This window comes from Candidatus Paceibacterota bacterium, assembly GCA_030583745.1.
Taxonomy (GTDB): domain Bacteria; phylum Patescibacteriota; class Minisyncoccia; order Phycocordibacterales; family BOKC01; genus BOKC01.
Window position 1 is genome coordinate 486,122 of the sequence record CP129473.1, and the last position, 26,002, is coordinate 512,123.

Annotated in this window: 36 protein-coding genes and 7 tRNA genes; 14 read left to right on the forward strand and 29 right to left on the reverse strand. The window is 40.9% G+C overall.

What is annotated here, in order from left to right:
* Positions 1 to 110: 110 nt before the first annotated feature.
* The 12 genes from nusG to QY304_02565 form a co-directional block, all read right to left on the reverse strand.
* Positions 111 to 710, reverse strand: coding sequence for a transcription termination/antitermination protein NusG (gene nusG / locus QY304_02510; GenBank protein WKZ26821.1), 600 nt, complete (start codon positions 708 to 710; stop codon positions 111 to 113).
* A gap of 69 nt (positions 711 to 779) precedes the next feature.
* Positions 780 to 962 carry a preprotein translocase subunit SecE gene (gene secE / locus QY304_02515; protein WKZ26248.1) on the reverse strand — a complete coding sequence of 61 codons (183 nt, stop codon included), beginning with the start codon at positions 960 to 962 and terminating at the stop codon, positions 780 to 782.
* 74 nt (positions 963 to 1,036) lie between these two features.
* On the reverse strand, positions 1,037 to 1,825 hold the full coding sequence (locus QY304_02520; GenBank protein WKZ26249.1) for an SIMPL domain-containing protein: 789 nt from the start codon (positions 1,823 to 1,825) through the stop codon (positions 1,037 to 1,039).
* Positions 1,826 to 1,861: 36 nt separating this feature from the next.
* Positions 1,862 to 2,743, reverse strand: a complete 882-nt coding sequence (locus tag QY304_02525; GenBank protein ID WKZ26250.1) for a bifunctional 5,10-methylenetetrahydrofolate dehydrogenase/5,10-methenyltetrahydrofolate cyclohydrolase — start codon at positions 2,741 to 2,743, stop codon at positions 1,862 to 1,864.
* A 66-nt stretch (positions 2,744 to 2,809) separates the two neighbouring features.
* Entirely contained in the window at positions 2,810 to 3,349 is a 540-nt protein-coding gene (locus QY304_02530) for a hypothetical protein (GenBank protein ID WKZ26251.1), read from the reverse strand.
* A 104-nt stretch (positions 3,350 to 3,453) separates the two neighbouring features.
* Positions 3,454 to 4,599, reverse strand: a complete 1,146-nt coding sequence (locus tag QY304_02535; GenBank protein WKZ26252.1) for a DUF5667 domain-containing protein — start codon at positions 4,597 to 4,599, stop codon at positions 3,454 to 3,456.
* A gap of 1 nt (position 4,600) precedes the next feature.
* Positions 4,601 to 5,107, reverse strand: coding sequence for an RNA polymerase sigma factor (locus QY304_02540; GenBank protein ID WKZ26253.1), 507 nt, complete (start codon positions 5,105 to 5,107; stop codon positions 4,601 to 4,603).
* Positions 5,108 to 5,205: 98 nt separating this feature from the next.
* The gene (locus QY304_02545) at positions 5,206 to 5,424 is read right to left on the reverse strand and encodes a hypothetical protein (protein WKZ26254.1); all 219 of its coding nucleotides are present in this window, start codon (positions 5,422 to 5,424) and stop codon (positions 5,206 to 5,208) included.
* A 5-nt stretch (positions 5,425 to 5,429) separates the two neighbouring features.
* Positions 5,430 to 5,504, reverse strand: a tRNA-His gene (locus QY304_02550).
* A gap of 13 nt (positions 5,505 to 5,517) precedes the next feature.
* Positions 5,518 to 6,069, reverse strand: a complete 552-nt coding sequence (locus QY304_02555; GenBank protein ID WKZ26255.1) for a cob(I)yrinic acid a,c-diamide adenosyltransferase — start codon at positions 6,067 to 6,069, stop codon at positions 5,518 to 5,520.
* Positions 6,070 to 6,201: 132 nt separating this feature from the next.
* Entirely contained in the window at positions 6,202 to 6,333 is a 132-nt protein-coding gene (locus QY304_02560; GenBank protein ID WKZ26256.1) for a lmo0937 family membrane protein, read from the reverse strand.
* Between the two features lie 5 nt (positions 6,334 to 6,338).
* A complete protein-coding gene (locus tag QY304_02565) occupies positions 6,339 to 6,782 on the reverse strand; it encodes an RNA polymerase sigma factor (protein ID WKZ26257.1) in 444 nt (147 codons plus the stop codon).
* Positions 6,783 to 7,095: 313 nt separating this feature from the next.
* Here QY304_02565 and QY304_02570 point away from each other — a divergent pair, with 313 nt between their 5' ends.
* Both QY304_02570 and QY304_02575 read left to right on the forward strand, forming a co-directional pair.
* Positions 7,096 to 7,707 (forward strand): PAS domain-containing protein, encoded by a 612-nt coding sequence (locus QY304_02570; GenBank protein ID WKZ26258.1) that lies wholly within the window; start codon positions 7,096 to 7,098, stop codon positions 7,705 to 7,707.
* Positions 7,708 to 7,834: 127 nt separating this feature from the next.
* Complete coding sequence (locus tag QY304_02575; protein WKZ26259.1) at positions 7,835 to 8,551, forward strand: peptidoglycan-binding protein; 717 nt, start codon at positions 7,835 to 7,837, stop codon at positions 8,549 to 8,551.
* A gap of 115 nt (positions 8,552 to 8,666) precedes the next feature.
* On the opposite strand, the gene QY304_02580 is transcribed toward QY304_02575, so the two are convergent.
* The 5 genes from QY304_02580 to QY304_02600 form a co-directional block, all read right to left on the reverse strand.
* Positions 8,667 to 8,752: transfer RNA gene (locus QY304_02580), tRNA-Leu, on the reverse strand.
* A 50-nt stretch (positions 8,753 to 8,802) separates the two neighbouring features.
* Positions 8,803 to 9,300: a 50S ribosomal protein L19 gene (gene rplS, locus QY304_02585; protein WKZ26260.1), complete on the reverse strand. Its 498-nt coding sequence runs from the start codon at positions 9,298 to 9,300 to the stop codon at positions 8,803 to 8,805.
* A 62-nt stretch (positions 9,301 to 9,362) separates the two neighbouring features.
* Positions 9,363 to 10,142 (reverse strand): RluA family pseudouridine synthase, encoded by a 780-nt coding sequence (locus QY304_02590; protein WKZ26261.1) that lies wholly within the window; start codon positions 10,140 to 10,142, stop codon positions 9,363 to 9,365.
* A gap of 52 nt (positions 10,143 to 10,194) precedes the next feature.
* Entirely contained in the window at positions 10,195 to 10,467 is a 273-nt protein-coding gene (locus QY304_02595; protein WKZ26262.1) for an acylphosphatase, read from the reverse strand.
* A gap of 51 nt (positions 10,468 to 10,518) precedes the next feature.
* Positions 10,519 to 11,187, reverse strand: coding sequence for a hypothetical protein (locus QY304_02600; GenBank protein WKZ26263.1), 669 nt, complete (start codon positions 11,185 to 11,187; stop codon positions 10,519 to 10,521).
* 89 nt (positions 11,188 to 11,276) lie between these two features.
* On the opposite strand from QY304_02600, the gene QY304_02605 reads away from it, so the two are divergent.
* A tRNA-Val gene (locus tag QY304_02605) sits at positions 11,277 to 11,349 on the forward strand.
* Between the two features lie 41 nt (positions 11,350 to 11,390).
* Positions 11,391 to 11,462: transfer RNA gene (locus QY304_02610), tRNA-Arg, on the forward strand.
* A gap of 14 nt (positions 11,463 to 11,476) precedes the next feature.
* Here the strand turns inward: QY304_02610 and QY304_02615 are convergent.
* Together QY304_02615 and QY304_02620 are read right to left on the reverse strand one after the other, a co-directional pair.
* The gene (locus QY304_02615; GenBank protein ID WKZ26264.1) at positions 11,477 to 11,938 is read right to left on the reverse strand and encodes a hypothetical protein; all 462 of its coding nucleotides are present in this window, start codon (positions 11,936 to 11,938) and stop codon (positions 11,477 to 11,479) included.
* A 44-nt stretch (positions 11,939 to 11,982) separates the two neighbouring features.
* On the reverse strand, positions 11,983 to 12,450 hold the full coding sequence (locus tag QY304_02620) for a vitamin K epoxide reductase family protein (GenBank protein ID WKZ26265.1): 468 nt from the start codon (positions 12,448 to 12,450) through the stop codon (positions 11,983 to 11,985).
* Positions 12,451 to 12,537: 87 nt separating this feature from the next.
* Between QY304_02620 and QY304_02625 the strand changes: the two genes are divergently transcribed.
* The gene (locus QY304_02625; GenBank protein WKZ26266.1) at positions 12,538 to 13,635 is read left to right on the forward strand and encodes a vitamin K epoxide reductase family protein; all 1,098 of its coding nucleotides are present in this window, start codon (positions 12,538 to 12,540) and stop codon (positions 13,633 to 13,635) included.
* 170 nt (positions 13,636 to 13,805) lie between these two features.
* Here QY304_02625 and QY304_02630 read toward each other — a convergent pair whose 3' ends face one another.
* From QY304_02630 to QY304_02645, 4 genes are all read right to left on the reverse strand, one after another.
* A complete protein-coding gene (locus QY304_02630; GenBank protein ID WKZ26267.1) occupies positions 13,806 to 14,393 on the reverse strand; it encodes a hypothetical protein in 588 nt (195 codons plus the stop codon).
* Between the two features lie 43 nt (positions 14,394 to 14,436).
* On the reverse strand, positions 14,437 to 14,667 hold the full coding sequence (locus QY304_02635) for a GIY-YIG nuclease family protein (protein WKZ26268.1): 231 nt from the start codon (positions 14,665 to 14,667) through the stop codon (positions 14,437 to 14,439).
* A gap of 144 nt (positions 14,668 to 14,811) precedes the next feature.
* Positions 14,812 to 14,896, reverse strand: a tRNA-Ser gene (locus QY304_02640).
* 135 nt (positions 14,897 to 15,031) lie between these two features.
* Positions 15,032 to 15,274, reverse strand: coding sequence for a DUF5652 family protein (locus QY304_02645; protein WKZ26269.1), 243 nt, complete (start codon positions 15,272 to 15,274; stop codon positions 15,032 to 15,034).
* A 92-nt stretch (positions 15,275 to 15,366) separates the two neighbouring features.
* Here QY304_02645 and ruvX point away from each other — a divergent pair, with 92 nt between their 5' ends.
* The 7 genes from ruvX (at position 15,367) to QY304_02680 (ending at position 18,560) form a co-directional block, all read left to right on the forward strand.
* The gene (gene ruvX, locus QY304_02650; GenBank protein ID WKZ26270.1) at positions 15,367 to 15,750 is read left to right on the forward strand and encodes a Holliday junction resolvase RuvX; all 384 of its coding nucleotides are present in this window, start codon (positions 15,367 to 15,369) and stop codon (positions 15,748 to 15,750) included.
* 13 nt (positions 15,751 to 15,763) lie between these two features.
* Positions 15,764 to 16,804, forward strand: a complete 1,041-nt coding sequence (gene pilM / locus QY304_02655) for a pilus assembly protein PilM (protein WKZ26271.1) — start codon at positions 15,764 to 15,766, stop codon at positions 16,802 to 16,804.
* Positions 16,797 to 17,330, forward strand: a complete 534-nt coding sequence (locus QY304_02660) for a hypothetical protein (protein WKZ26272.1) — start codon at positions 16,797 to 16,799, stop codon at positions 17,328 to 17,330. The genes pilM and QY304_02660 overlap by 8 nt, the downstream gene beginning before the upstream one ends.
* Before the next feature lie 35 nt (positions 17,331 to 17,365).
* Positions 17,366 to 17,878 carry a type 4a pilus biogenesis protein PilO gene (gene pilO, locus QY304_02665; GenBank protein ID WKZ26273.1) on the forward strand — a complete coding sequence of 171 codons (513 nt, stop codon included), beginning with the start codon at positions 17,366 to 17,368 and terminating at the stop codon, positions 17,876 to 17,878.
* Between the two features lie 3 nt (positions 17,879 to 17,881).
* Positions 17,882 to 18,202, forward strand: coding sequence for a hypothetical protein (locus QY304_02670; GenBank protein WKZ26274.1), 321 nt, complete (start codon positions 17,882 to 17,884; stop codon positions 18,200 to 18,202).
* 53 nt (positions 18,203 to 18,255) lie between these two features.
* Positions 18,256 to 18,327, forward strand: a tRNA-Arg gene (locus QY304_02675).
* 77 nt (positions 18,328 to 18,404) lie between these two features.
* Positions 18,405 to 18,560, forward strand: a complete 156-nt coding sequence (locus tag QY304_02680; GenBank protein WKZ26275.1) for a hypothetical protein — start codon at positions 18,405 to 18,407, stop codon at positions 18,558 to 18,560.
* 52 nt (positions 18,561 to 18,612) lie between these two features.
* Here the strand turns inward: QY304_02680 and rpsT are convergent, their stop codons facing one another.
* Both rpsT and QY304_02690 read right to left on the reverse strand, forming a co-directional pair.
* On the reverse strand, positions 18,613 to 18,870 hold the full coding sequence (gene rpsT / locus QY304_02685) for a 30S ribosomal protein S20 (GenBank protein ID WKZ26276.1): 258 nt from the start codon (positions 18,868 to 18,870) through the stop codon (positions 18,613 to 18,615).
* A 97-nt stretch (positions 18,871 to 18,967) separates the two neighbouring features.
* A tRNA-Trp gene (locus tag QY304_02690) sits at positions 18,968 to 19,040 on the reverse strand.
* 24 nt (positions 19,041 to 19,064) lie between these two features.
* Here QY304_02690 and ruvA point away from each other — a divergent pair.
* On the forward strand, positions 19,065 to 19,685 hold the full coding sequence (ruvA, locus tag QY304_02695) for a Holliday junction branch migration protein RuvA (GenBank protein WKZ26277.1): 621 nt from the start codon (positions 19,065 to 19,067) through the stop codon (positions 19,683 to 19,685).
* Entirely contained in the window at positions 19,686 to 20,975 is a 1,290-nt protein-coding gene (gene murE / locus QY304_02700; protein WKZ26278.1) for a UDP-N-acetylmuramyl-tripeptide synthetase, read from the forward strand. It begins immediately after the preceding gene.
* 848 nt (positions 20,976 to 21,823) lie between these two features.
* Here murE and QY304_02705 read toward each other — a convergent pair.
* The 4 genes from QY304_02705 to QY304_02720 all read right to left on the reverse strand — a co-directional run bounded on the left by QY304_02705 (position 21,824) and on the right by QY304_02720 (position 25,801).
* Entirely contained in the window at positions 21,824 to 22,387 is a 564-nt protein-coding gene (locus QY304_02705) for a hypothetical protein (GenBank protein WKZ26279.1), read from the reverse strand.
* A gap of 482 nt (positions 22,388 to 22,869) precedes the next feature.
* Complete coding sequence (locus QY304_02710; protein ID WKZ26280.1) at positions 22,870 to 23,970, reverse strand: Fic family protein; 1,101 nt, start codon at positions 23,968 to 23,970, stop codon at positions 22,870 to 22,872.
* An 800-nt stretch (positions 23,971 to 24,770) separates the two neighbouring features.
* Entirely contained in the window at positions 24,771 to 25,340 is a 570-nt protein-coding gene (locus tag QY304_02715) for a hypothetical protein (GenBank protein WKZ26281.1), read from the reverse strand.
* Positions 25,341 to 25,606: 266 nt separating this feature from the next.
* Positions 25,607 to 25,801: a hypothetical protein gene (locus QY304_02720; protein WKZ26282.1), complete on the reverse strand. Its 195-nt coding sequence runs from the start codon at positions 25,799 to 25,801 to the stop codon at positions 25,607 to 25,609.
* Between the last annotated feature and the right edge of the window lie 201 nt (positions 25,802 to 26,002).

Consider the following 26,002-nt stretch of genomic DNA (forward strand, 5'->3'; position numbering starts at 1 on the left):
TTTGGAACTTATTTCGTAAATTTAGAGCTATTATCTTACTTATTTATAGACTTCTGTCCAGCCCGATTCAAAAACTCTGGAGATCCCCAAAGATCTAACAAGACGAGAATTTAAATCCTCTTCACTTGCAAGAAATCCAGCTCAACCGGTGTTTCCCGGCCGAACATTGAGACCAAAACTTTAACTTTTCCTCGAACTTCGTCAATTTCAGAAACTTTGCCTTCCAAATCTTTAAATGGACCATCAACAATTACTACCGCATCATTTTGCATCAAATTTATTGAATGTTTAGTGGTATCTTTACTCATTCTCTGGAACAGTTCGTCTATCTCTTTTTTATCTATTGGCACTGGATAAATTCCAGAACCAACAAAACCGGTAACTCGTGGGGTATTTCTAACCACGTACCAAGAATCATCAGTAACAACCATTTCAACCAAAATATAGCCGGGATAAATTTTTTCTTCTTCTTCAACCCTCTTTCCACCCTTAATTTTTATTTTCTTCTCTGTAGGCACGATGACATTAAAAATCTTGTCTTCCATACCCAAAGACTCAATTCTTTGTTTTAAATTTCGGGCAACAGCATTTTCGTAACCGGCATAAGTATGAATAACATACCAATTTCGGCCCTCGGAAATTTTTTGCTTGACCGAAGAAAGTTGGGAATCACCAACTTCCTTTTCAAAAACGTGAGTGTCAGAAGAGATCTCTATTTTGCCGTCCGAATTCTCCTCCTTCGGCTGATTTTGCTGATTATTTTCATCCATAACTAATAACTAAAATACAAGATATTCAATGATTTGGGCAAAAATATAATCAAATAGACCCAAAAATAAGGCGACGAAAAAAGAGATAGCAACAACAACGAGAGTAAAAACCAAAGTTTGTCGTCTGGTCGGCCAGCTGACATGCTTCAACTCGCCTTTGGTATCTTTGACATAATTTAATACTCGCTTCATAAAATCTTTAAAAAAAGCCCTGACGGGCGTAGCCCAATACTACGCCCTTATGAAATTAAAGTCAATAAGACAACTCACCTTATCTCATAGGTGATATGGACTTGAGAGATAATCTTGTTCTCACCGGCAGGAATTCCGGGAACAGGCGTCGCTTCTGATTTTAATACGGCCTCATTCATAAAATCGCCGCCTAAACCATACGGATAAAAATCTCCGGATTCAGAAAAATTCACCATTCTCACTAATTTTACTCCCAGGTCACGGCTCAAATCCTTGGCTTTTTTCTGGGCTTCTTCTATTGCCATTTTTCTGGCTTCGGCTTTATGACTTTCTTTGTTATCAACCAAGAAATCCGGACCAGAAATATTTGAAACATTTGCTCCGCCTAAAACAGAGATTATTTCTCCAACCTTGTCCAAGTTACGAATTTTTAAAGAAATTGAATGGCTTAATTCATAGCCAACCAAAACTCTTTCATTTGAGGGAATTCGGTATCCAGAAACAAAGTTCGCGTATTCATAACGCGGAGAAAGATTATAGCCAGTGGTTTTAATATCTTTTTCTTCCAGTCCTTTCTGTTTTAATTCACCTAAAAGAGAGTTCATCTTTTTAGTAACTGCCGCTTGGGTTTCAGAAGCAGTTGCCTTCTCTTCAGTAATAGAAAAAGACACTGTGGCAACATCAGGTACGGCAAAGACTTCCCCTGTACCAGAAACAGAAATTACATTTTGCGGATAAACTCCCGAACCAATATAACGAAAATCCTTTAAATCGCTTATAACCCTAACGACCAAAAACAATGACAATAAGATAGCGACCAAACTTGCTGCCTTGAAAAACTTGTTTAATTCTGGACTGCTCATAATTTTTATAGTTTAAACTAAATAATAATCACCTAATCATCTTATCAAATCTTTCTCTTGTAAGCGATAAGCAGAAATTAAATTTTCAAAAAGCGCCGAAACAGTAAGCGGTCCAACCCCGCCAGGAACCGGAGTTATCGCCTCAACAATATCCTTAACCGCTTCAAAATCAACGTCGCCGACAATTTTTCTGCCAGAAATCTCTTCCTCAAGCTTACCGGTTGGTAAAGAATTTATGCCGACATCAATAACAATCTGGCCCGGAGACACAAATTTCTCATCAACAAAATTCGGCTGACCGATTGCTACGACCAAGATTTCCGCCTGTCGGCTAATTTCAGAAAGATTTTCTGTTTTTCTGTGAGACACAGTGATTGTCGCGTCACGATTCAAAAAAGCCAGCGCAATCGGTTTGCCGACAAGATCCGACCGGCCGATAATAACCACTCTCTTTCCGCTCAAAGAAATCTCAAAAAAATCCAAAATATTCAAAACACCCTTGGCGGTGGCCGGAATAAATCCACCCGCCTCTTTATTCCAAAGCTTTTTTAAATTCACAGACGAGAGGCCGTCCACATCTTTTTGACAATCAATTTCATCAAAAAAACTGCTGGAACCTAAATGACTTGGTAACGGCAATTGCAATATAATTCCGTGAAAATTTCTATCAATATTCACTTTTTTGAGTTCTCTTGCCAGACTTTCTTGATCTATGCTGTCCGCAAAACGGAAATGCTCAACCTGCGCGCCTATTTGTTCGGCAAACTCTTTTTTCTTTTTTATATAAAGTGTAGACTCGGGATTATCGCCAACTTGGAAAATCGCAAGTTTTGGGGATTTGGAAAAACCAGCAATCTCTTCCGTAAGTTTGTTTTTTATTCGCAAAGCCACTTTTTTACCATCAAGGATTTTTGTCATTTTTTGAATATACAACGAAAATCAAAATTACTCCACAGAAAAAGCCCCGACGATTGGGGCTTGTTGTCAGTTAGGAGTCCTGACGATGAAGTAGTTGCCGACGCCGTAGACCTGCGGCTGATGAGGTTCCGACCGCTTCTCTGTCTCGAGAAGGTGCAGATGGTAGCCGTCTTTTTTATCACAGATTGAGACGGCAAGAATTTCATCGTTATTCCCGGTAACGAAGAAGTGCCACCAAAATCCGGAAGGAAGTGCTGGCAATTTGTTTTCCCCCACGATCCAGCGAATCTGTCGGGAAGACAAAACCAGTTTCTGTCTGATGTGCCTCTCACCTCCGGCTGCCCGGACAATGGCTTGCATGTTTAGATTGACCGTCAAACGGCGCGCTTCCGCTCTTGTTGCCTCCGTAGCAACATTTGGCACACCAAACCGGTCAATTCCCGAAGCCTGCTTGAACGGAGAACTTCGGTCTTCTTCCTTGACCAAGAACGGGTGGGTGTCCACCAATTCAAGTGGCGGGATCTCGAACGATCCCTGCACCTTCTGGAGCGCCCGAAAACTTCGCCTCGACATGATCGGCAACGCCAACCTATTGTCAGAATCCATCTCGCCCCCTTCTGCCGGTTTCCGGCTGAAATTTCCACGAGCCAGCACAAAACAGTCCGGATAAAATTTTATCAAGACTTAAATCAAACTCCAAATCCTAGGTGTTAAAAATCGCCTCGGTCTTGCTTAAGAATGTTTTCAGAAAAGTTACTTCTTAAAGAAGATGTGGTAGAGATTGAGCGGAGATTCTTAAACTCGCCACGAACAGATCCGGTAACCACTGGCGAGATTAAAATACCTGTGTTTGGTCCCTCTTCGCTGACAGAAATATCTTCTGAGCCAGTATCAGAAAATTCAATTCTAATCGGCAGTTTGTGACTGGCCTCCAAAAGCATTTTAATTTCACTTGCCGATCTGAAAACCGAATCAAAAACTTCTATCGCCTCTCTGTTGGATTTTATTTCAAACAAAACTCGGCCTTCCTCCAATTCACCTCTTATCTGACTTAATCTTTTACCAAAATTATCGTTGACTATTTTTTGTCTCTTTATCAAAATTTCAGCATCATCAACCGCCTTTTCAGCCCTAGCCAACTTGATTTTTGCGGTTTCCGACAAATCATTGGGTGCTCCTTCTATATCAACTTCTGGTGCAATGGAGCGCTCCATGGTGATACTAGCTAGATTTTCTTTGGCTCTGGGAGCAACAGACGCAACTTCTCCAACAACAACTTCGAGACTTGAGAGGATTCTCTCGTTAGCGCTCAAAGATATTTCAAGTTGGTCCTGCAAAATCGCCACCTTTTCGTTTTCTCCCATATTTTTCAGAACACCAACATAGTTTTTTATATTTTCAACATGTTTTTCCAGCCGGCTCTCAACAATCTCTATAGCTTCTGGTGAAAGACGCCCTGTGGCAATAACTGCTTGAGTCTCTTGTAATCTCTTTCCAACTAATTTAACTTCCCGAGTAGCTTTGGCGGCAGTTGAGAAATCAAAAGACCCAGCCAGACGCTCGTTGAATTCGGTTTTGACAGGATATAACAAGTCTCCGGGTACTGCTCTACTAGCCGCTGCCATAACCCCGCCCCCGCTCAAAACAAAAATCAAAAGTGCGGCAAACGAAACCGCCAAGCGTGGTTGCGACAAATACCAAAACCACTTTTGAGCAAAACGCTGTTTGTCCAAATCCCCTCTTAGACTTATCAGATTTATTTCCGAAATAATTCTATTTTTCAGGAGATTTTTTTCATCTTCTGATAGATGAATATTATTAAACTCTGAAAAAATTTTTTGAAATTTGTCTTCCATATTATTCTAAAGTATCCATTTTCTCTTTAAGTTTTTTCATCGCTCTATTTAAGCGAACCGAAGCGGCGTTTTCTTTGATATTTAAAACATCTGCAATCTCCGAGGGTGAGAGACCATCAAGAAATCGCCAGATGATAATCTCTTTGTCTTTCTCGCTAAGCTCGTCAATTAAATCTTTAACCCTTGAAAACTCGGCGTTTTCTAAAATCTCATCTCTCGCTTCGGAGAAATCAAAACCTTTTTCGGAAAGTTGGTCTAAAGAAACATTCTTACCTTGCCGGTAATAATCTATAATCAAATTACTAGCCACCCTATAAAGAAAGGTTTTTATGTTACGGACTTCCTTGCCGGAAGAAATATACTTCCAAGTCCGAACAAAAGTCTCTTGAACCAAATCTTCGGCTTTTTCTTTATCCGACACCTTGAAAAAACAGTGCCGAAAAAGAGCATCGGCGTGTTCGTCATAGGATTTTATAAATTCCTGTTTTGCTCTTTCTAAAGGTTCCATAATAAAGACGAAAAATAAAGAAAGTTCTTACCCACAAAAATCTGATTTTTAAATTCTAACAAATCAAGAAAACAAAGCGGTGCGCTTTGTGAACACCCCTAGTGATAGTCAGACCGACTGTTTTGGAGAGCCCGAACCTGTTGCACCGCTTCTTCCCCAGTTATAACACCCTCCTTAAAATTCTCTTTGATTGAATTTATAATTGAATTCTCCCGATCAGCTGCTCCCGTTTGCATAATCTGGTTTCTAATCACTTCAATTTCTGTCAGCGGATCAGGTCTTTTTTCATATTCATTTATCATTGATTCAAAATTCATATTTTTGGGGTGCCTATCGGGAATCGAACCCGAATTGCAAGTTCCACAAACTTGAGTGTTAACCGTTACACCATAGGCACCATTATTCAATCTTCAATACTTCGGAGCGGTTTCTTTGACTCCAGACAAGTGATTTGCCAACCGCGCCAGTGCATAAAGTAAGCTAGACAACCTGTTGAGAAAAGATTTTGTGTCGGCGGAAATTTTTACTTCACCTACCTCCTCTCCCGCCACCACTCTCCTCTCGGCTCTCCTTGCTAAAGTTCTAGCGACATCCAACATCGCCGCCTGTTCCGAACCTCCGGAAATAAAAAAACTTGTTATCGGTGGTAATTCTTTTTCAATTGAGTTGATAATGTCTTCCATCTGCCTGACCTTGTCTGCGGTAATATTTTTCGGAGCGCCGGCAACCTCCGCTTGGACAATGAAGAGGTTTTCTTGGGCGTCGTGAATTATCTCGGCAAAATTTCTTTGAGCTAACTTCAAGTCACTAGTTTTAACCTTGCAAAGACCGAGAAAGGAATTGATTTCATCCAAAGAGCCGAGGGCTTCAGCTACCGCTGAATTTTTTGAGATTCTAGTGCCCGGCGGACAACTGTATGTTTTTGTTGTACCGTCGTCACCTTTTCCTGTAAAAAGTGCCATATTTTTAGCGTTTTAGCATTCGGTTTAAACCAATGCTATAAGTCACTTTAACAAAAATACGGAAAATAATCTACGAGCGGTGCTGTAATTACAAGACTCGCGAGAGTCTTTTTTTAAGAGGCAACGGATTAACTAAGATATGAGGTGAACAATAAGTACAACAAGCGCAACTACAAGTAGTGCGTGGATAAAATTGCCTCCCACCTTAAAGCTAAACCCAAGAAGCCAGAGAACAAACAAAGCGATAATTATTGTCCAAAGCATATTATTTATGTGCGGTTATATATTTTCTTAAGCTTAAGAAGACCCCGATGTGCTTGGACGGCAACAGCATTTCTCGACTGCCCTGTAATAAGAGATATTTCTTTAAGTGAGAGATCCTGCGCATATCTCATTCGCATTACTTTCTCGTATTTTTCCGGTAGATATTGGATCAAAAGAATTGCCGCCTTGCTATCAAAAGTAGTGGCCACACGTTCTGAATCATCAAAACCCGGTTCAAATCCTTTTTCAAGAAGAACGTCAAGAGAAGATGTTTTACGCTTACGGTATTCATCAATAATCAGATGATTAAGGATGTGATAAAGAAACGGCTTCATTAAATCAATCTTTCCTCCCTTAACTAAATATATCCAAGTCTTCATGAAGGTATCTTGAACCAAATCTTGACTAGTTTTTTGATTATTTACTTTGAAAAAAGCGTATGAGTTCATTCTTTTCTCATAGTCATTGTGCGCTGAGGTCAGTATTCCCTCTCGCTCGATTCTTTGCTTCGGGGTCATCATATAAATTAAGCCGAGTGCAGAAGAGTTACATTACAAGACTATTACAGAGGTTCGGTGGTTTTTGGAAGTATCTATATTTTAAGGGCCCATATGGCCTTATTTTGGAGAGACCTGCCTTATTACAGAAACATTACAAAAGCGCCAGAGACAATAAGGGAGTACTTAGATTTTAAGTATAGCACTTCAGACATCTTATAGCGAGTCTTTGTAAGAATACAGATTTTCTAGCGGCATTTGCTGTATGGAAAATAATGAAATTGAAAATAAAAATATGGAAGAGAGCAAAAGACTCGCAGAGCAGGCGCGTATCACGATCGGCCCTGATTTTATAAATCATTTCTGGGAAAAAAGCTGGACATACATCAAGACGGTGGTTGATGTTGTGCGTGAGCCGGTTTTAATCCTAGATAAAAATTTCCACGTAATGGCAGCTAATGAATCTTTCTACCGAGTGTTTCAGGTTGAAGCAAAAGATACTGAACAAAAAAACGTTTATGAATTGGGAAACGGCCAGTGGAATATTCCCTCTTTACGAAAACTACTCGAGGACATTTTGCCTAAAAACACATTTTTTAAAGGATTTGAGGTCACTCACGAATTTCCTTCGATCGGACAAAAAACGATGATTCTAAACGCCCGACAAATTCATGTTGAAGAAGATACCGATTTTCCTCCAATCATACTTCTTGCCATAGAAGATGTTACAGAAATGATGGGTGTTGCCGAAATGCTCGCACGCCACACAAAACGTTTTGAAATACAAACAGGAGAACGTATAGAGAAGTTGGAAGTTTATATCAAAAAATTAGAGAGAAAAGTCAACGAACTTAAAAGTAATCCTAAAAATTCATAAAAATCTTCTGTAATCACGTCTGTAATGATGTCCAGTGCGAAGCGGCATTATCTGTAGGGATTATACATAAAAGGTCGATTGTGTAGGACACCTCAATAATCTCTAAAATTTAATCTAAAAAAACTATATGAACAAAAAAATAACTCTACAAAAAAACTCATCGCGCGTAAATATTCTCTTCAGCGTAATGTTGATGGCAACACTTATTTTCTCAATCTTCGGAATTAAAAGTGTGTATGCTGCCATTACTAGCCAATTAGATATTGGCGATAGCGGCTCACAAGTTACCGAACTTCAAACATATCTATCAACAAATGTGAGCATCTACCCTGAAGGTTTAGTTACTGGATATTTCGGCCAGCTTACCAAGGCGGCAGTAGAAAGATTCCAAACAGCGCAAGGGATTGTCTCTCAAGGAACGCCGGCAACAACCGGTTATGGTCGTGTCGGGCCACAGACAATAGCAAGGATCAATAGTCTTATGGGTTCTGGAGGTTCTGCTGGGGGAAATCAAGCATCTTGGGACACTTCGCCAAGATTGAGCAACCCTACAGTTCAGCACACAAATACAAGTGCAACCTTCGCGTGGACAACCAACGAGCCAACTCAAGGTCAGGTCTATTGGAGCAATATGCCTCTTCAACTCAATGAGGCAACAGGGCACCGCCAACAGCCATACGTAAGTGGAGCACTTGCAGCTAATGCTAGCGGCATGCAAACCAACCATGCGGTTACGGTTTCAAACCTGCAAGCAGATACTACATATTACTACCTCGTCCGAGGTGTTGATAATGTAGGGAACATGAGTATGGTATGGCCAAGTCACTTTCGCACCAATCAATAACTGATTCGGAAAGTGAAATAAAAAATCACCGCCTGAGGATCGGTGATTTTTTATACAAAATTATTTCTTAACACTTAATCAATCTTCAGATTTCCAAAACCGTTGAGTTCTGTATTGGTGCCCAGAGCGGGATTTGAACCCGCACGCTCTTGCGAGCATAGGCCCTCAACCTATTGTGTATACCAATTCCACCATCTGGGCATACAAATTAGTATGAGCCAAAAAGTGTCTTGGCTCAAGGAGAAAACCGACTACTTGGTTTCTTCTTTAGTTTCAGAGACTTCAGCACTTTTAATCGCTTCCGCTTTTTGCTCTGCTGACTCTGTTATTTCTTCCTCAACTTGTTCTATTTCATTTAATTGTGACTCGTCTGAAATGCTTACTTCTGGAAGATTTCTAATATTTCTCATCTGACGTCTGATTTCTTTAGAGGCCTTGTCTCTGATGTGGTAAAGCTTGGCTCGACGGACTTTTGACCTTCTCACAATTTCAATTTTATCAATCATCGGCGAATAAATTGGAAAGATTCTTTCAACTCCAACACCGCTTGTCACTTTACGAACGGTAAAAGTCCCGCCGGATTCCTTGCCGTGCTTAACCGCTAAAACCAGCCCCTCAAAAACTTGGGTTCGGAACTTGTCTTTTTCCTTGATTTTCTGAAAGACCTTAACCGTGTCGCCGGATCTTATATCAATTTTTTTTCTCTCCTCAATTTTGACCGGAGAAATTATCAAATTTTTAGCTTGCATAGTGAAAACAAATCTATCACAAAGCCGGTAAATTGACAATAAAAAGGTTGATTCTGCCCATTTTATTTCATTGTAGAGTTTTTGCTCTGATTTAGGGCCTCCAATGCATTCACAAAATCTTCCGGCAGGGGCGCTTCCATTTCAATTGTTTTAGCGTTTGGCAATTGGAAACGAATTTGAAAAGCGTGAAGAGCCAGACGCTGGAAGCCGAGTAAGCACGGTTTTTTAGAAGCATAAATTTTGTCACAAACAACCGGATGATTTATGGCTTTGAAATGAACACGGATTTGATGTGTCCGACCGGTTTTCGGCCGAGCTTCTAAAAAAGAAATTTTTTCGCTGGACTCTGGATCGAGTCCAACATCTAAAAACCGCCATTCTGTTATGGCCGCCCGCAAGTTTCCACTCTTTCCGGAAAGTGCCGTCCAGCGCCTTGGGATTTTTTTGGTTCGACCGATCTCCAACTCAATCACTCCGCTTTTTTCTTTGGGATGGCCGTAGACAAAAGCACGATAAACTTTCTCAACTTTTCTGTCTTGGAATTGTTTTTTCAGAAAATCATGGACATCCTGATTTTTGGCTATTATTAAAACTCCGCTTGTCTCTCTGTCTAGTCGATGAACAATCCCAGGTCTTGGAATCGTCTCCCCTTGCGGGGAAAGCCATGGTTCTCCGACATCTTTAAGCGCCGGAAATTTTTCAATTACCCAATCGGCAACCGATGGCTCAATATTTCGCCCGTCGGAATGAACAATTAAGCCGGCCGGTTTGTTGATGACCAAGACACTCTCGTCTTCGTACAAAACTTTTATCTTTTCCAAGATTAAATTGTCGTTGGTCATTAATTAAAAGTTAATATGTATAGTGGTTAGTTAAGGGTCACATCGGTTTTTACTAAAATTTTATTTTAAATCCTTGAAGTTTTACCGCCGGTTCTCGCCAAGAAATTTCAACATTTGAAATTTTTGAACCAAAAGGCCCCTTCCATAAATGTTCAATAAATTTTTGAAGTTTTTCTTCACTACCTTGGGCCACAACTCGGACCTTGAAATCTGGAATATTTTCTACCTCTCCAGAAAGCCAGAGTCCGTCGGCTTTTCTTTTCACAAAATCACGATAACTGACCCCTTGGACCTTACCAGAAACAATTGCCTTTATTTCCTGCATACATATAAATTACAACGATTTTCTCTTGAATGAAAGTGTTTTTATATAACTTTACTGTTCCAGTGCAAGTTCGGAAATCTTTTCAATCCAACCCTTTATTGTCAAGAAGACTTTCATATCATTAACGTCTATATCTAGAGTTCCATATGGTAAAGTTTTTCTTTTTCGCAAACTTATCTTACTTTGTTTTAAATATGTTTTATAAAACTGACTACGAGGTATTCCTGAAATTTTAGACCAGTATCTTTCTGTTTCTTCTATGTCAGCACTCTCAAATGTATGAATGTGACCACGAAATTTATCTTCAGGGACACTACAGACTTCCCTGAAAAATCTCATCATTACTTTTATCACTAAAGGGTCGCTATTTGAGATACGGGCTGTCCAATGACCAGTTTTACTACCTTCACCCCAATAAATCATCGCGCCGACTATTTTTAAATCTCTATGTGATAAGTTAGAAAAATCTTTTTTTGCCGAATCTATTATTACTTTTCGTTTCGCGCTTATATTAGCTAGTCGGCTTAGTCTTCTCTTCTCTATAGACTCAACGCTTCTACCTCTTAAAGATATTCTTTTCTTTTGTGCTTTAGTGAGAACAATATCTCTAGTCCAAAAACTGACACTGGCTTTTGGAAAACCAGTCTTTTCTATGATCTGATTCATTGACATACCCTGTTTCCTTAATTCTCTGGCTTTTTCTTTTTCGACTATTTTCATTGAGTAGAGTATAGCATATGTAATATGATTAACATCAGTCTAATTATCCACGCATTGAAGAAAAAGGCGTTTTTAGGTATAAATATAGAGCGCGGTTAGCTCAGTTGGTAGAGCAATTGTTTTACACACAATAGGCCGTGGGTTCGAGTCCCTCACCGCGCATTGCGTATTGATTCAAAATAGAAATTAAAATTAATTTAAACGCTCCCATAGTTTAATGGATAGAATGCAAGATTGCGGATCTTGCGATCCAGGTTCGATTCCTGGTGGGAGCAACAGAAAGAAAAGTCTAAAATCCAACAAACTCAAGAATTTTCTGAAAAAATGGTTCATTTAATTCTTCTTCTTCCAAATACTGAAGCAAAAAATCTCTGACTTCTTCAATACTAATTTCTTCCGTAATCGGCAAATGAATATACGGCATCCAAAACTTGTTTGATTTGAAAAGTATTTTTGGATGAAGCGAGTCTCCTTCTATCCAAAAAGATTCAAGCGACCCGAAGGGGTAAAAATATTTGTCTAAAACAATTCCTCGATTGTTTACCTCAACATCAACAAGTCTTGGCCCACGTAAAGAGAAAATCACAAGCGCCAAAACCGCGACAATTATCAAAATAGCGAAAATATAGTTTCCCAAAATAATAGAGGCCAGAACAATTCCAAAAGCGATAATGCCAATCGCCCAATACCATTCAACGCCTTTGTGCCAGTGGGCAAATTCTGGACCCTGCCAATTTATTCTGCTTTCCATACTTTTTATAATATATCACAAAGAAAACCCGACATTAGAAAGTTTTAAAGAGGTAAAATCTGAATCACTGAATTCAAAAAACCGATAATATCCAAATTTGTAGAGGTCCAAGCAAAAATGAAAATCAGTGTGCAAAGAGCTGCTGACGCCAAACATAAAGAACACAACCTCCCTAGAACAACTAGCTGAATAAAAGTCAGATAGATTGAAAATAAAAAAGCCAGAATAGTAACGGACAAAATCGCGAAGGAAAAAAATTCGTGGTGTAGTTTAGGAAAGAAAAGAAAAACCGCATAACTTATGGAAACCAGCAAATAATATAAAATTCCCAAGTTCTCAACCGGAATTCCAAAAAACTTGGAATACTTACTCGTCACAACCGTCTGGCAGTCAAAACCAATCGGACAGACAAGATCTTCTTTAGAGACTCTTTTTCTCCTTATATGATCAGAAAGCCAGACCCCGACGAGTCCGAAGAGGCCTATTAGAGTAATCACAGAGAAATTGACCATATTATGCAAACATCTTATCACAAAATTGCCCGACTTTCTTGTTGAAAAGTTTTTGTAGAGTAAAAATTCCGTGATAACATTGTCCTTATGAAAATCAAAATTTCTAGTTTGTACTATCTTTATTTCGGTTTGATTCTGCTCGGTATGAGCGGTTTTATTTTTACCGTCTTCTTGCCAAAACCGGTTGGTTTTTATGCATTTATTGCCACGGCTGCTTTGGGCGGTTTTGGAGTTGCCACCAACATATTTATTACCAAAAAGAGCAAAAGACAATTAATCTGCCCGACCGGCTCTGACTGTAACGTTGTCGTCAACAGCCGATTTTCAAAATTCTTCGGAATCCCTCTTGAGAGAATGGGGATGACTTATTTTGCTTCTATTGTTATTTCTTATCTGTTCCTTATCTTCATACCAGAAATTTTCAGTCCTAATGCTTTAACAATTCTCGTAGCGCTAACTCTTTCGGCCGGCCTATTTTCTTCTTATCTTCTGTTTGTGCAAGCATTCTTACTCCGCGCTTGGTGTATTTGGTGTATTTTAGCTTCTTTTCTGTCCATAACGGTTTTTGTTTCTTCTTTTGCTAGCTTGCCTGTGGCTGTTGCTTTCTTGGCAGAATTCCAATACATCATCGCGGCAATAAGATTTTTTGGCTTTGCTTTTGCTGTTGGTGGTTCAACCGCCGCTGTATTTATTTTCTTTCGAATGTTAAAAGATTTGGACATAGACGACAAAGAGCTTCATCTTTTAAACGGAATTCTGGAGCTTGTTTGGGTCGGTTTTGGTTTAATACTTATTGGCCAACTGGCTTTTTATGTGATGTACGCGGAAATGCTTGCTTCTTCCGGACTTTTCATAATGCAAACCGCTGCTCTATTCGTCGCCGCTTTCGGCAATGCCGTTTCAATGATTATATACGGACCATTTTTGGTTTTTGTTCCATTTAGAAAAGAAGGTGGGCCAGATTCACCAATGTTTGCATCTCTTAGATTGCCGACCGTGATTGTTTGGGCTATCACCTTGTCGTCTTGGTATTTTGCTTTGGCGGTTGATTTTATTCCCAAACAATTTAATCTCGCAACCGCAGTTTTAAGCTATGTGGTAGTTTTAGTTGTCGCCGCCGCTTGTGGAATAATCTGGGAAAAGCGCTTTATAGAAAGGACAAAAACACAAGAAAATTCTATCTAGATTTCAACTTAATCTCTAAAAGCTGGAGCACCTTTTAGACGGAAATGAGACTATATGCTGCAAGTCTGTTCAGACGTTAATTTTTCCGCCACAATGCGGACCGCTCAGGTTCAGTACCAAGGTGGTGAGGTACCCTAAGGGTATTTTAGAGGATTTTCGATGACTCTATACTAGGCACTCGGGTCGCTAGTCAAAATTTGGACTGCTGTAGCCCAAGCCTCGTCCGGAGTCTCAAAGACTGGATATCCGAGCTTCTCTGCTTCATCCTTGTAATGAGGCCGCTCCCCGTTGAAGAATGCGTCAGCTTCGAGCTTTTGCAGTTCTTCCGTCGCACCCCAACGTGGCTCTTTCTTGTTTCTTTCAAAAGTTTCTTCAAAAGATCGTCCAATTATCGCGATTCCAGGAATATGTAAATCTCTATGTGCTAAGTGCGGAAGAATATTCACTCCTTCGAAAATCACAGGTCTATCCTCGTCAGCGTATTTGGCAAGCCTCACAAGAACCCCTGGCCAGAAACCTTCCGACTGCTTTACAAGGTTTGCCCACTGTTCCTCGTGAGTAGTGGTCGTGTAATAAGTATGTTCGTCTTGATCTAAATAAAAATTTACCCATTTCTTATATCTTTCATCTTTGGTCAACTCTTCTCTAAAGTCATCAATTGAAACACAAATGCCACCTACTTTTTCAGCAAGTTTTTTAGCTAGGTAAGATTTCCCCGCTGTTGGTATTCCAGTTATAAAAATTTTTTTCTTATCCATAATTCGAATCCCTTCGGGGTTTTTATGTTTTATCACTTTTGGGTTAAAAGTGTTTTTTCAGAAAAGCTCGACCTGAGCCAGATTTTAAATACTTCTCAAATTCAAATGCTTTGTATTTATCTGATGTGGCGAAATAAAATTCTAAACTTACCGGCAAGCGATTCTCTGTTGCTGGAACGTGACCCTTTGTGTGTCTCTCTAATCTTTCCTCAATATTGTCTGTGCAACCGACGTAAAAACCATCTTTGCATTTTAGACTATATACGTAGTACATAATTATGATTGGCGAAGGTCGCCTTCGCAAACCCACTGGCGGACTTCGTCACGCCGTAGGTTCGCTTCGGCGAACCGAATGTTGCCTTCGCAAACCCACTGGCGGACTTCGTCACGCCGTAGGTTCGCTTCGGCGAACCGAAGGCGGAGGAGGTGGGATTCGAACCCACGATGCCTTTCGACATGGCGGTTTTCAAGACCGCTGGAATAAACCACTATCCGACTCCTCCGAACTAAGGCGGATTAAATTTAACATTGCGGTTTTGTTCTGTTTACCTTACCAAAACAGAACCTGTATTTCGCTGAACAGAACTTTAAGCCCCCTTTTCGATTTTTACCTTTATTAACAATCGGCAATTACGTTGTTAATTGTTGGTCTCGTTTGTCTCAACTTTATACCTGTTAGCAACAAAAAATATATAGATGATGTCTAAAATCCCAAGTGTATTTACGATAAGGATTATTACGAACCACCTTTTGTGAGACAAGCGAGCCGCTTTCCAAAGGGCAATCCCCTTCCAAAGTAAGCTCCAAACCAAAATCAATAGAAATAAAGCGCTATTATTTCCCACAAAAGACGTAAATTCAGGACCCAATAAATCAGCCATACGAGAGCAATACTACCAAAAAAAATTTCCCTCGTAAATCTAGCGTAATTCCTTATATAGCTTCGCATGCTCTTACGTTCTATAATACAGAAATGCTTTTGGGTATTGATTACGGACAAAAAAATGTCGGCATAGCGTTATCCTCCGAAGATGCAGTTTTGGCTTTCCCGGAAGCAGTTTTAAAAAACAAAGAAGCTCTGTCTAAAATTAAAGAAATCTGTCAAAAACGAAAAATTACCGGGATTGTTCTAGGACAATCCTTGGATTTCAAAGGCAAACCGAATCCAATAATGACAAATATTCTGTCTTTCAAAAAAGAATTGGAGGACGAATTAAAAGTTCCGGTTTATCTGGAGCCGGAATTTTTAACGACCGCGCAAGCAGCGCAAGAACAGGGTCGTCACAAAAAGATTGACGCATCAGCTGCGGCTATAATCTTACAAAGTTTTATTGATAAAAAAAACCAAAAAACATAGTATAATTTTACCAATGCGTTTTTTTGATATTTTTCCTACTCCAAAATTTCTAAATCCTAATGTCGCCGGATTATCAATCAGCGATAGCTGCGTTTTTTTTGTTCAATTTTCTGTCCATAAAAATGGGAAGTTGGTTTTAAAAAAATTTGGTAAGCAAGAACTGCCAGAAAAATCGATAATTGGAGGGGAAATTAAAAACTCCAAAACAATCACGAGTATTCTGGAAGAATTAAAACGAAAAAATAATCTTCGCTTTATAAAAGCTAGCTTACCTGAAGAAAAAGGATTTATTTTCAAGACGGTTTTGCCAAAAATGAAAGAGAGTGAGATCGAGGGAGCCCTCCGATTTAAAATAGAAGAAAATGTACCAATATCAGCTAACGAAGCGGTCTTTGATTTTAAAATTTTGGGAACAATCGACAATAACTTAAGAGTGGCGGTTTCGGTCTTTCCCCAAAATACCGTTTATGAATTTTTAGAAATATTCAAAATGAGTGGATTAGTTCCGTTATCGTTTGAATCAGAAGCGCAAGCAACAGCTAATGCCGTAATAAAAAATAGTGATGCGAGGCCATATATGCTGATTCAGGCAGGAAAAAATAAAACCGGACTTTATATTGCCGAAAACCAAACAGTTCAGTACGCATCAAGCATTGAAGTCAACACCTTCTCTAAAGAAAAACTGGCAGGAACCCAAGATAGCGACGCAATGCCGATAAAATACATAGGTGAAGAAATAAAAATATACGGCTCGAAAGAAAAAACAGAACCCGTTAAGGAAGAAATGGAAAAACTACTTTCATATTGGCAATCAACAGACAAAAACAATCAGAAAATAAGAAAAGCATTTGTCTTTGGTGAAAATGTGGATGAAGAAATTTTAAAAAACATATCAGCGGTTTCGCCTATAGAAATTGAGCTAGCAAGTGTGTGGGCAAATTGTCTGTCTCCTGAAGAACAGGTGCCGGAATTAAATTTTGAAGAGTCGTTAAAATACGCAACTGCAATTGGATTGGCAATTCCAAGTAACCATCTTAAAAAACAAAATGGGTAATTTACTACCAACAGAATACAAAAAGGAAATTTATCGGATGTATAAAATCCGATTATTGATAGTTTTTATGATCTTCGTTTCTTTTACCGGATTGGTTATCTTGATTTTTCTAGCGCCGATATTTCTATCAGTAAATTTCGAATTTCAATCCCTTGAGAAAGAAAGAGCGGTTCTTGAGGCGGAAACACCAGAATTAAAAGTGATAACAGAACTTGAGTCTAAGGTGTCAGAGATTAATAGGAAAATCCAAGTATTAGGTCAAGACAGCGAGAGTAAGACAACCAAAGTTTTGTCAGAAATAATCAGCAACAAAACGACTGGGATAAAAATAAAATCCATAAGTTACTCAAAAAAAGAGACGGGCACAGTAATCTTTTTAAGAGGAGAAGCAACAACCAGAGAGTCACTCGTTCTTTTTGCGAAGCGACTTGAAGATATTGATAATTTTACTGATGTGAACTTGCCAGTTTCAGACTTGGCAAAAGACAGGGATTTGGTTTTTTCAATTACATTTTCAGTAATCTAAAACAGACAATGCCACACAATTCTAAAAAAACATTATTGTACACATTATTTCCGGCAATTATTATTTGGGTTGTCGCGACTTTGGTGTTTACAACCACCGAAAACAAAAAGTCTGATGTTTTAGAATTGTCCGCATCCGTCGTAAATCATGAATTAAAGAAAGAGGGTGTGCGTCTTTTAGCCCAAGACCTTGAAAAACTCCAAGCGGAGTTTGAAGAATTGGAAAGTTTTGCGGTCGGAATTAGCCAAGAAGAAGTTGTCAGCTTTATAGAAAAAATTGAGAAGCTAGCCGAGGTTAGCGGTGTTCAGTCATCTGTTGAAAAAATCGACGTCATAAAGACGGAGGAAGGTTTTTTTGAGATGTTGGAATTAACAATAAAAGCATTTGGAACATGGGGTGGAGTTTTTCATTTCTTGAGCTTAGTAGAAAATCTTCCATATCAAATTGATGTTAAAAATATTGTGCTTGAATCAAAAACTTCAGAACAGGGAGATTCGGCTCCAGAATGGCAATTGCAAATATCTTTCCAAACTTTAAAATTCAAATAAAAAATGGATGCTTTTCTTAAAAAATTGAAGTCGTTTAGTTCTAAAGGTTCTGTATACAAAAAGTACACCAGTCATCCAGACCGAGATTGGTTGATTATGTTTTACACTTTCTCTGTAATCAATTTATTAATTGCCGGTCTTTTGTTTTTTGAATATCAAAAAACAAAAGATCTGGCAGCTACGGAGACTGGCAGTCCGTCTCAAGAAATTCAGTCTGTAGACAAAAACAGCTTAGTAAAGACCTTGGAAGTCTATAGAGAAAAGAAAAACCGATTTGAATCGTTATTGGAAGAGAGACCGGAGAGCAGAAACCCTGCTATTTAAATTTGCACTTTTGTTTTCTCCGTTTTTAGTGTAATTTGTTATTTGAATCATCTGCCCTCGTAGTTAAATGGATATAACTGGAGACTTCTAATCTCCCATTCTAGGTTCGATTCCTAGCGAGGGCACCGTAACATTTGGCTTGTTATTGTCTAAGATTTTAAAAAATATATAATTTATTAATTATTAGAAAAACAAAATAAAAATGGACAAAATAGTCAGAGACTTTGTTTCTCAAGAACCCCGTCAGTACAAAATGAAAATCGGAAGGACAGTTGCCTCGTCTCTTACCGGATTTGTGGTCGGAGCGGTTTCAGCAAGTATCGTCTGGCATGTCGCTCTAAACAATTTTGGAATATAAACAAAACAAAACGCCCCACGACGAGAGTCGCGGGGCGTTTTGTTTTTAATTTCTAATTTTTGATAAGGGAGGCCATTTGAGATTTCTTTCTGGATGCCTTTTCTTTACTTATAACTCCCCTTTTAGCTGCCTTGTCTATAGCTTTGTAAACTTCTGGAAGAATCCCTTTGGCTTCGTCGAGTTTTTGATCTGCCGTCAGTTTCTTGATCTTTTTAATAGCGCTAGACATAGCATCTTTCCGGCGAAGATTAAAAACCCTTTTCTTCTTAGAGCTTCGTAAGGCTTTTTTGGCTGAACTTGTAATTGGCATAATTTTGTCCAGCCATCTTAACACAAGAAGAAGAAAAGTCAAAAAACAGCCCCAACCGAAGTTGGGGCCAGAGAGTTCTCTCCCAATTAGGGAGAAATGGCCGGGGCTGGACTTGAACCAGCAACCTGCAGATTTGGAATCTGTTGCTCTACCAATTGAGCTACCCAGCCAACAATTTCTTAATCTAGGGAAAGATGCTATTATTCTTCGCCCAAAAAGTCAAACTTTGCTATCATTTAGTCAACAAAATGATTGCTAAACTCAAAGGTCCAGTAATTTTCAAAGACGAAAAAAGCGTAATTATTGACGCAAACGGTGTCGGTTATAGAATTTTCACGCCGGCACATTGCCTTTTAACATTCAAAATTGATGAAACAGCCGAGATCTGGACGCACCTCTCGGTCAAAGAAACTTCCTTGGAAATTTTCGGATTTCTTTCGCAATCGGAACTAAATTTTTTTGAACTTCTGATTTCAATTTCGGGCATCGGACCGCGGTCGGCTTTGGGAATTTTAAACCTCGCCGAAATAGAATCCTTAAAAAAAGGAATTTCGGAAGGCGACATAACTTATCTGACCAAAGTCTCCGGCATCGGTAAAAAAACCGCCGAAAAAATAGTGGTGGAATTAAAAGACAAGTTGGGCTCAAAAGGATCGCAAGCAAGCTCAACCAAAGAAGACGTGGAGGTTGTGGAGGCCCTAAAAGCCCTTGGTTATTCCCAAGAAGAAGCTCGAAGTGCTTTGAAATCTGTTTCAGCCGAAACGCAAGGTACTTCGGCAAAAATAAAAGAGGCGCTGAGAATTTTAAGTAATTAAATGAATCTTATAAAATCCTTGATCCCAAAAAAAATCATCGATATCTGTCGTCCGACATATCATTACTCTCTCGCTTTTCTTGGCGCTGTGATTTACCGCTTTCCTTCAAGGAAAATAAAAGTTGTGGCGGTGACCGGCACCAAAGGCAAATCAACAACAACCGAGATTGTGAACGCTATTTTGGAAGAAGCTGGACTAAAAACCGCCCTGGCCAATACTTTGCGATTCAAAATCGGCGGAAAAGAAAAAAGGAATTTGTTTAAAATGACCATGCCGGGCAGGTTTTTCTTGCAAAAATTTTTGCGACAGGCGGTTAAAGAAGGTTGCGACTTTGCAATAATTGAAATGACTTCCGAAGGCGCAAGGCAGTTTCGTCACAAATTCATTGACCTGGACGCTTTAATTTTCACCAATCTTTCTCCAGAACACATTGAATCGCATGGCTCTTACGAAAATTATGTCAGGGCTAAATTGAAAATTGCCGAGGCGCTTTCCAGAAGCAGTAAGAAAAGAAAAATTTTAATCATAAACAATGACGAAAAAGAAGCCGAAAAATTTAAAGCCGTAAAAAATACTAAAAAATTTTTGTACTCGATAAGTGACATGGCCGACCTTCTGCTCCAAGACCAAAAAAGTTCTTTCGTCTGGCAAGGTCGGCGCATTGAAACAAAATTAATCGGCAAGTTCAACATCTATAATATCCTCGGTGCCCTGTCTTTAACCGAAGCGCTCGGCGTTGATTTGGAAAAAGCCAGACGAGCGATTGAAAAAATAGAAAAAATAAGGGGACGGGTGGAAAAAATTCCAGCAAACGGTTTTGATGTTTATGTTGACTATGCCCATACGATTGATTCACTAACAAAACTTTATGAAGCTTTTCCGAATAATAAAAAGATTTGCGTGCTCGGTAATACCGGTGGCGGACGTGATCAATGGAAACGCCCGGGTATGGCAAAAGTTGCTAACGAATACTGTCAGGAAGTGATTCTGACAAATGAAGATCCTTACGACGAAGACCCGCAAAAAATTTTGGATGAAATGGCGGTTTCCGTATCAAAAGAAAAATTAAAAATTATCTTGGACCGGCGGGAAGCGATTCGCACTTCTCTAATAAACGCGAAAGAAAAATCCTCGCTAATCAAGACGGACAAAAAAAGTGAAAAAGTGGTTGTTCTTATCACCGGTAAAGGCACCGATCCTTTCATCATGGGCCCCCACGGCTCAAAAATTCCTTGGGACGATGCAGGTGTGGTGAGGGAGGAATTGAAGAAATTAGGGTATAGGGTCTAGGGTTTAGGGTTTAGGGGAATGAAGTGCCCCCGGATCGCAAGCGCGAGCCGGGGGCGTGTTTGTAGTTTTTAGGCTCTCATTTTAGCCGATGCCGCGGAGAGAGCCGATCCCGGAACCTCGAACTTCTGAGAGTTCTACTTTCCGGGAAACTATACTTCCTTACTACATTCTAACAATCCTATTATTTTTGTCAAGTCGTTCGTAATATCCCAATAGCTTGGAATCACTTCTCTCTGGGAGGTTAAACCTTGCCGTGAGCTATTATAGAAAACCGCCAAGCACCGGGGTGCTTGGCAGAGGGCGGAGGACCAAGGACAAAGTGTCCGAGGAAGACATAGTGACTGAGGTCCGAGCTACTTGTTGCGGAAGCGGAGGGCGGGATTATTGATGTCCAAGAAGCTGTCGCTGAGCCAATACCAGCGCAACACGATCTCGCCATCGTTCCAGTACAAATACCGGACGTAGAGGTTGCCGTCAGGGTTGCGGTAACGTACAAAGCATCATCTGCGCCACCACTCCTTGAATTCTCTTAGAGTTGTATAGAATTTAGCATCAAAATGCCTCAATGTTTTGTACCAAGTATCTTCATTTTTTTTGAAGTTTCTACATACACCACTCTATCCAAAACCTTGGTTGTGAATACTCCCGGTGTATGGATACTGGGTTCGGTAGCGAAAAGCCGTAACCGCCCGCATATTCACCTACTGCCACTTTTATTTTATCACAGAAAAAGCCCCGACCGAAATCGAGGCCTCCATTTTTGACGCTTTGGATTGCGTTTGGCGAAAATCGCCGCGAAGAACTAAGGTCAAAGGGTCTGAAAGACCCGAGTACCCAAGTTCTAAGCACTAACTTGCGAGCAACGCCGCAGGGAGGTCGGAGAGGCACCCGTCGTCGAGCCAGTAGCCGTCCCAGTCCCACCCGCCACCGTCCCAGGACAAAAACCGGACGCAGAGGCGGCCGCCAGGGGAGCGGTAGACCGTTCCCCAGAAAAGGAGGTAACGGGTCCGGCCCTGATCGTCGACCTTCCAGCTGTCAGGAATGAGGTCGGGGTGAGCCAGGAGATAGTCGAGAACGTTGGCGTTGAGAACCGGCTTGCCTTCAAGCTCCTTGCGAAGCTTGTCGCCCTTGATGACCTTGTCACATTGCTGGTTCGGCGAAAGGAAGAACTCGATCTTCTTCCCGTCGAGGTAGAGGTCGTCGCCGTCGCGAGTCAGCTTGAGGTCGCCAGACTTCTGGTGCTTTTCCACCTCCCAGCCGCTGGGAACGAATGGGTCGGCATTGCCGAGAATGATGTGGTCCTTGATGACCACTTCGACGGTGCCAGCGAGAAAGCGCTGAACGCCATCCTCGCCACCCAGCTTGTCCCAGACGGCTTCGATGCGGCCCAAAGTGTTAGGATACTTGCTCATGACATCTCCTTTCCGACTTCTAGTCGGATTTTTCTACTTACCCTACTAGGGTTCGAGTGGTTTGTGCCATTTGTGCCAGATGACGACCACACTGGTAGTCATAGCCAGAAAACCTCTATTTTAAAGGTCTTTTGGCTATGACCGCTTTTTCTTTTCCACCAAACTTTTGTCTTGCCCGCCAAAATTATTTTAGAATTTAGGTGGGCGAGCAAAACCTAGGCGGACAAGTAGCTCTTTTAAGGTACAAATTTCTGCTTTAGATTATACATAAACATACCTTCCTGCCAATGGTTGCAGGTTCCCGAAGCATCCCTATACCCTATTGGCTATACCCTAAACCCTAACTTAACAAGTGCAATTTATCTCCACAACAGTAAACACTAAAGGCCCAAGCATTGCTTTGGGCCTTTAGTGTATGGCTTTCTGCAAGTTCTAATATTCTAAGATTTCGGCAGAGATCCTGAGACTAATTAGAAACCCCTTTAGATACTCTTCAGAATATTAATGAGCTTCCGATTTATGAAGACTGTTTGCTTCTGAAATGTGGCTCCTTGCTGAAGGATTCCGTATTCTTTGAGAAGATTCAGGTATCTTTTACAGGTGGTCACGGGTACACCAGTACTCCTACTCACCATAGGTGCCGTGAGATACGGCTGTTTAAAAGCATAATCAAGTACCATGATCATTCGCATACTTGCTGCCTGCTTTTCGACAACAGCTTTTCCATTCTTGTATAGCTCATCAATATCTAGTACGAGCTTGAGAGAAAGTTCCGCTTGTCTTTGAATACCCTTGAGGAAGAACGTGAGCCACTTATACCAATCCTCTTTCTGATCCACAGCAGAAAGGGCCTTCATGTATGAAGGTTTATGTTCCTCGAAATAACCGCTTGGATAAAGAATGGGCAGCGTAAGGAGACCTTCTTTTATAAGGTATAGCGTAATTAGCAGACGCCCCACTCGGCCGTTACCATCTTTGAAAGGATGGATGGCCTCGAATCTGTGATGAATAACACCACAAGCAATTAACGGATTGAGTTTCCCACTATCTTGCATAAAGGCAATCAACTGCTCCATCAGCGCTGGCACATGCACTCCGTCTGGTGGAAGATACCTCGCTTTTCCTTTATCCGTGCCATCTTTACCAATCCACACTTCATCCTTTCTGAATTCGCCAGGAAGTTTCTTACTCCCTCGCGCACCATGCAAGAGAGTTTTATGCATCTCCCTTATGACAAACTCACTAAGTCCATGCTTTTCAAGTCCTGCAAGCCCTTTGTACATTGCCCGTTCGTAATTCACAATCTCCTGCGCTTCGTTTCGCATCTCAACAGATTGTTCAGCAAGACCCAGCTGATACGCATCTTCTATTGAGGCCTGTGTTCCCTCGAGCTGTGAACTCGATTCGGCTTCCTTTGCCAAAACTGGCCTCATCAAAAGATCAGGGTTCTGTAAAAGACGAGCAGTCTGCCTCAAACTACCAATTGCACCTTGCGTTTGAGCAAGTTGATTTGCCAATTCTTCATCATAAATCTCCTTAAGCTTTGGGGGGAAAGTATGGCCTAAAATAATGTTTTCCTTCATCCATCCATTTTTAGCAGAAAATGGTCGGATTGGCAAGTCATCCAACCATAAATGGTCGGATAACTTTTTGGACGTTCAAAATGCACGATTAACGGTCGGAATATTTCAATCCCTTGGGACGATGCGGAGGTGGTGAGGGAGGAATTGAAGAATCAGGGTCTAGGGCGCAGCCAATAGCCAATAGGGTCTATTATTTATTGATATTTCACTGGCAAGGTAAAACCCTGTCAGTAGAATTACTATTAAGAAAAACCCGCGCCGCAAGGACGCTGGGGGGGGGACGAACAGTGCCAGCCCACAACTCCAAGTGAGAATCCTTACTTAGAATTCCTTGAAGTAAGGAACTGGTTGAGGCCTGAAGCAGCAGTAAGAACCAGAACGAGATTCGCGATCCAGACGATTCTCGTGATATCCGGCCTGCCCAAAATGAACGGCAAAAAAGCATTAAACATCACGAGAATGAAGATGAGCAACAATGCGAGGAACATGCTCTTTGGCATTTGACTTACTCCTTATGAATGTCTCATCGGGCCGTGAAACGCCTACCAAGAAACCCTGATTCTGTTTGTAATATTAGCACAAACTCTTGAAACCACAAGTTTCTATATATGCCCCCGATTATACACAAAAATACCTTCCTGTCAATGGTTGCAGGTTCCGCGCGATCTCTAAAACCTTACTGTGGGATTAACCAGACAAAGAAAAAGCCCCGCATCGCTGCGGGACTTCTATGTCTACGTCTGATATGTTGCGACAATTTTATCGCAAGCAAAGAGCCCAAAAGTTCAGAGCGTCAAGTCCTAAGCGCTAACTTGCGCGGATGGTGGCGGAGGCGGAAACATGGCTCTCGCATCGAACTGGCGGTAGATGGATCGCCAGCAAGCCCAGTCGTAGTCCCAGTACAGACACCGGGCGCAGAGGATGCCATCAGGGTTGCAGTAGACCGTTCCCCAGAAGAAGATGTAATGGATGTAGCCCCGCTCATCCACCTTCCAGCTGTCGGGAATAAGGTCGGGATGAGCCAAGAGGTAGTCGAGAACGTTGGCATTCAGGAATGGCTCCTTCGCGAGCTCCTCGAGGGACTTCTTGTCATCGATGGATTTGTTGCCCATATGATTCGGTGGGAAGGTAATCTTCTTGCCATCCAAGAACAAATCGTCGCCCTCGCGCGTGAGCTGGAGGTTGCCAGACTTCGTGTGCTTTTCCACCTTCCAGCCGTCTGGCACGAACGGGTCGGCGCTACAGTTGATGATGTGGTTCTTGATGACAACAGCGAGCTCGTCACGAAGGAGCCGATCGACACCCTCCTCGCCACCCAGCTTGTCCCAGACGGCTTCGATGCGGCCCAAAGTGTTAGGATACTTGCTCATGACATCTCCTTTCCGACTTCTAGTCGGATTTTTCTACTTACCCTACTAGGGTTCGAGTGGTTTGTGCCATTTGTGCCAGATGACGACCACACTGGTAGTCATAGCCAGAAAACCTCTATTTTAAAGGTCTTTTGGCTATGACCGCCTTTTTACAAATAGCTCTTTTAGGTACAAATTTCTGCTTTAGATTATACATAAACATACCTTCCTGTCAATGGTTGCAGGTTCCCGAAGCATCCCTATACCCTATTGGCTATACCCTAGTTCTAGCAGGTGCAATTTATCTCCACCATCCCGCACTTCTTGCACTTTAATTTCATTTTACCCGCATTAATGCACGCTCTCCAATGACTTGGATCAAAAACAGCCGAAGTTATTTTGCATTCCGGGCATTTGAAGCCGTCAACTTCCCCGCCGCAGGTTGAGCAATGTTTGCTTGAAGCAATATTTATATGACTCATGATTTAATTTTACTCCCTGAATAGATAATGTAAAATGACTACGAACTACTTAGTACTAACTAAAAACTAATTCATCCTCTCAAAATTTTTGGCTGTGAAATTATGATAATAGATTTTACCCCGCCCTATTTTTTAAAAAGCCATCCCGCCCCAATTTCACTTTTTCAAAACAACAGATAGTGGTTAAATGTTATTATGTTG

Coding starts and splice junctions, on each gene's coding strand:
- secE (WKZ26248.1), bottom strand. CDS start 962: ATGAAGCGAGTATTAAATTATGTCAAAGATACCAAAGGCGAGTTGAAG.
- QY304_02520 (WKZ26249.1), bottom strand. CDS start 1,825: ATGAGCAGTCCAGAATTAAACAAGTTTTTCAAGGCAGCAAGTTTGGTC.
- QY304_02525 (WKZ26250.1), bottom strand. CDS start 2,743: ATGACAAAAATCCTTGATGGTAAAAAAGTGGCTTTGCGAATAAAAAAC.
- QY304_02530 (WKZ26251.1), bottom strand. CDS start 3,349: ATGGATTCTGACAATAGGTTGGCGTTGCCGATCATGTCGAGGCGAAGT.
- QY304_02535 (WKZ26252.1), bottom strand. CDS start 4,599: ATGGAAGACAAATTTCAAAAAATTTTTTCAGAGTTTAATAATATTCAT.
- QY304_02540 (WKZ26253.1), bottom strand. CDS start 5,107: ATGGAACCTTTAGAAAGAGCAAAACAGGAATTTATAAAATCCTATGAC.
- QY304_02545 (WKZ26254.1), bottom strand. CDS start 5,424: ATGAATTTTGAATCAATGATAAATGAATATGAAAAAAGACCTGATCCG.
- QY304_02555 (WKZ26255.1), bottom strand. CDS start 6,069: ATGGCACTTTTTACAGGAAAAGGTGACGACGGTACAACAAAAACATAC.
- QY304_02560 (WKZ26256.1), bottom strand. CDS start 6,333: ATGCTTTGGACAATAATTATCGCTTTGTTTGTTCTCTGGCTTCTTGGG.
- QY304_02565 (WKZ26257.1), bottom strand. CDS start 6,782: ATGAACTCATACGCTTTTTTCAAAGTAAATAATCAAAAAACTAGTCAA.
- QY304_02570 (WKZ26258.1), top strand. CDS start 7,096: ATGGAAAATAATGAAATTGAAAATAAAAATATGGAAGAGAGCAAAAGA.
- QY304_02575 (WKZ26259.1), top strand. CDS start 7,835: ATGAACAAAAAAATAACTCTACAAAAAAACTCATCGCGCGTAAATATT.
- rplS (WKZ26260.1), bottom strand. CDS start 9,300: ATGCAAGCTAAAAATTTGATAATTTCTCCGGTCAAAATTGAGGAGAGA.
- QY304_02590 (WKZ26261.1), bottom strand. CDS start 10,142: ATGACCAACGACAATTTAATCTTGGAAAAGATAAAAGTTTTGTACGAA.
- QY304_02595 (WKZ26262.1), bottom strand. CDS start 10,467: ATGCAGGAAATAAAGGCAATTGTTTCTGGTAAGGTCCAAGGGGTCAGT.
- QY304_02600 (WKZ26263.1), bottom strand. CDS start 11,187: ATGAAAATAGTCGAAAAAGAAAAAGCCAGAGAATTAAGGAAACAGGGT.
- QY304_02615 (WKZ26264.1), bottom strand. CDS start 11,938: ATGGAAAGCAGAATAAATTGGCAGGGTCCAGAATTTGCCCACTGGCAC.
- QY304_02620 (WKZ26265.1), bottom strand. CDS start 12,450: ATGGTCAATTTCTCTGTGATTACTCTAATAGGCCTCTTCGGACTCGTC.
- QY304_02625 (WKZ26266.1), top strand. CDS start 12,538: ATGAAAATCAAAATTTCTAGTTTGTACTATCTTTATTTCGGTTTGATT.
- QY304_02630 (WKZ26267.1), bottom strand. CDS start 14,393: ATGGATAAGAAAAAAATTTTTATAACTGGAATACCAACAGCGGGGAAA.
- QY304_02635 (WKZ26268.1), bottom strand. CDS start 14,667: ATGTACTACGTATATAGTCTAAAATGCAAAGATGGTTTTTACGTCGGT.
- QY304_02645 (WKZ26269.1), bottom strand. CDS start 15,274: ATGGCTGATTTATTGGGTCCTGAATTTACGTCTTTTGTGGGAAATAAT.
- ruvX (WKZ26270.1), top strand. CDS start 15,367: ATGCTTTTGGGTATTGATTACGGACAAAAAAATGTCGGCATAGCGTTA.
- pilM (WKZ26271.1), top strand. CDS start 15,764: ATGCGTTTTTTTGATATTTTTCCTACTCCAAAATTTCTAAATCCTAAT.
- QY304_02660 (WKZ26272.1), top strand. CDS start 16,797: ATGGGTAATTTACTACCAACAGAATACAAAAAGGAAATTTATCGGATG.
- QY304_02670 (WKZ26274.1), top strand. CDS start 17,882: ATGGATGCTTTTCTTAAAAAATTGAAGTCGTTTAGTTCTAAAGGTTCT.
- QY304_02680 (WKZ26275.1), top strand. CDS start 18,405: ATGGACAAAATAGTCAGAGACTTTGTTTCTCAAGAACCCCGTCAGTAC.
- rpsT (WKZ26276.1), bottom strand. CDS start 18,870: ATGCCAATTACAAGTTCAGCCAAAAAAGCCTTACGAAGCTCTAAGAAG.
- ruvA (WKZ26277.1), top strand. CDS start 19,065: ATGCTATTATTCTTCGCCCAAAAAGTCAAACTTTGCTATCATTTAGTC.
- murE (WKZ26278.1), top strand. CDS start 19,686: ATGAATCTTATAAAATCCTTGATCCCAAAAAAAATCATCGATATCTGT.
- QY304_02705 (WKZ26279.1), bottom strand. CDS start 22,387: ATGAGCAAGTATCCTAACACTTTGGGCCGCATCGAAGCCGTCTGGGAC.
- QY304_02710 (WKZ26280.1), bottom strand. CDS start 23,970: ATGAAGGAAAACATTATTTTAGGCCATACTTTCCCCCCAAAGCTTAAG.
- QY304_02715 (WKZ26281.1), bottom strand. CDS start 25,340: ATGAGCAAGTATCCTAACACTTTGGGCCGCATCGAAGCCGTCTGGGAC.
- QY304_02720 (WKZ26282.1), bottom strand. CDS start 25,801: ATGAGTCATATAAATATTGCTTCAAGCAAACATTGCTCAACCTGCGGC.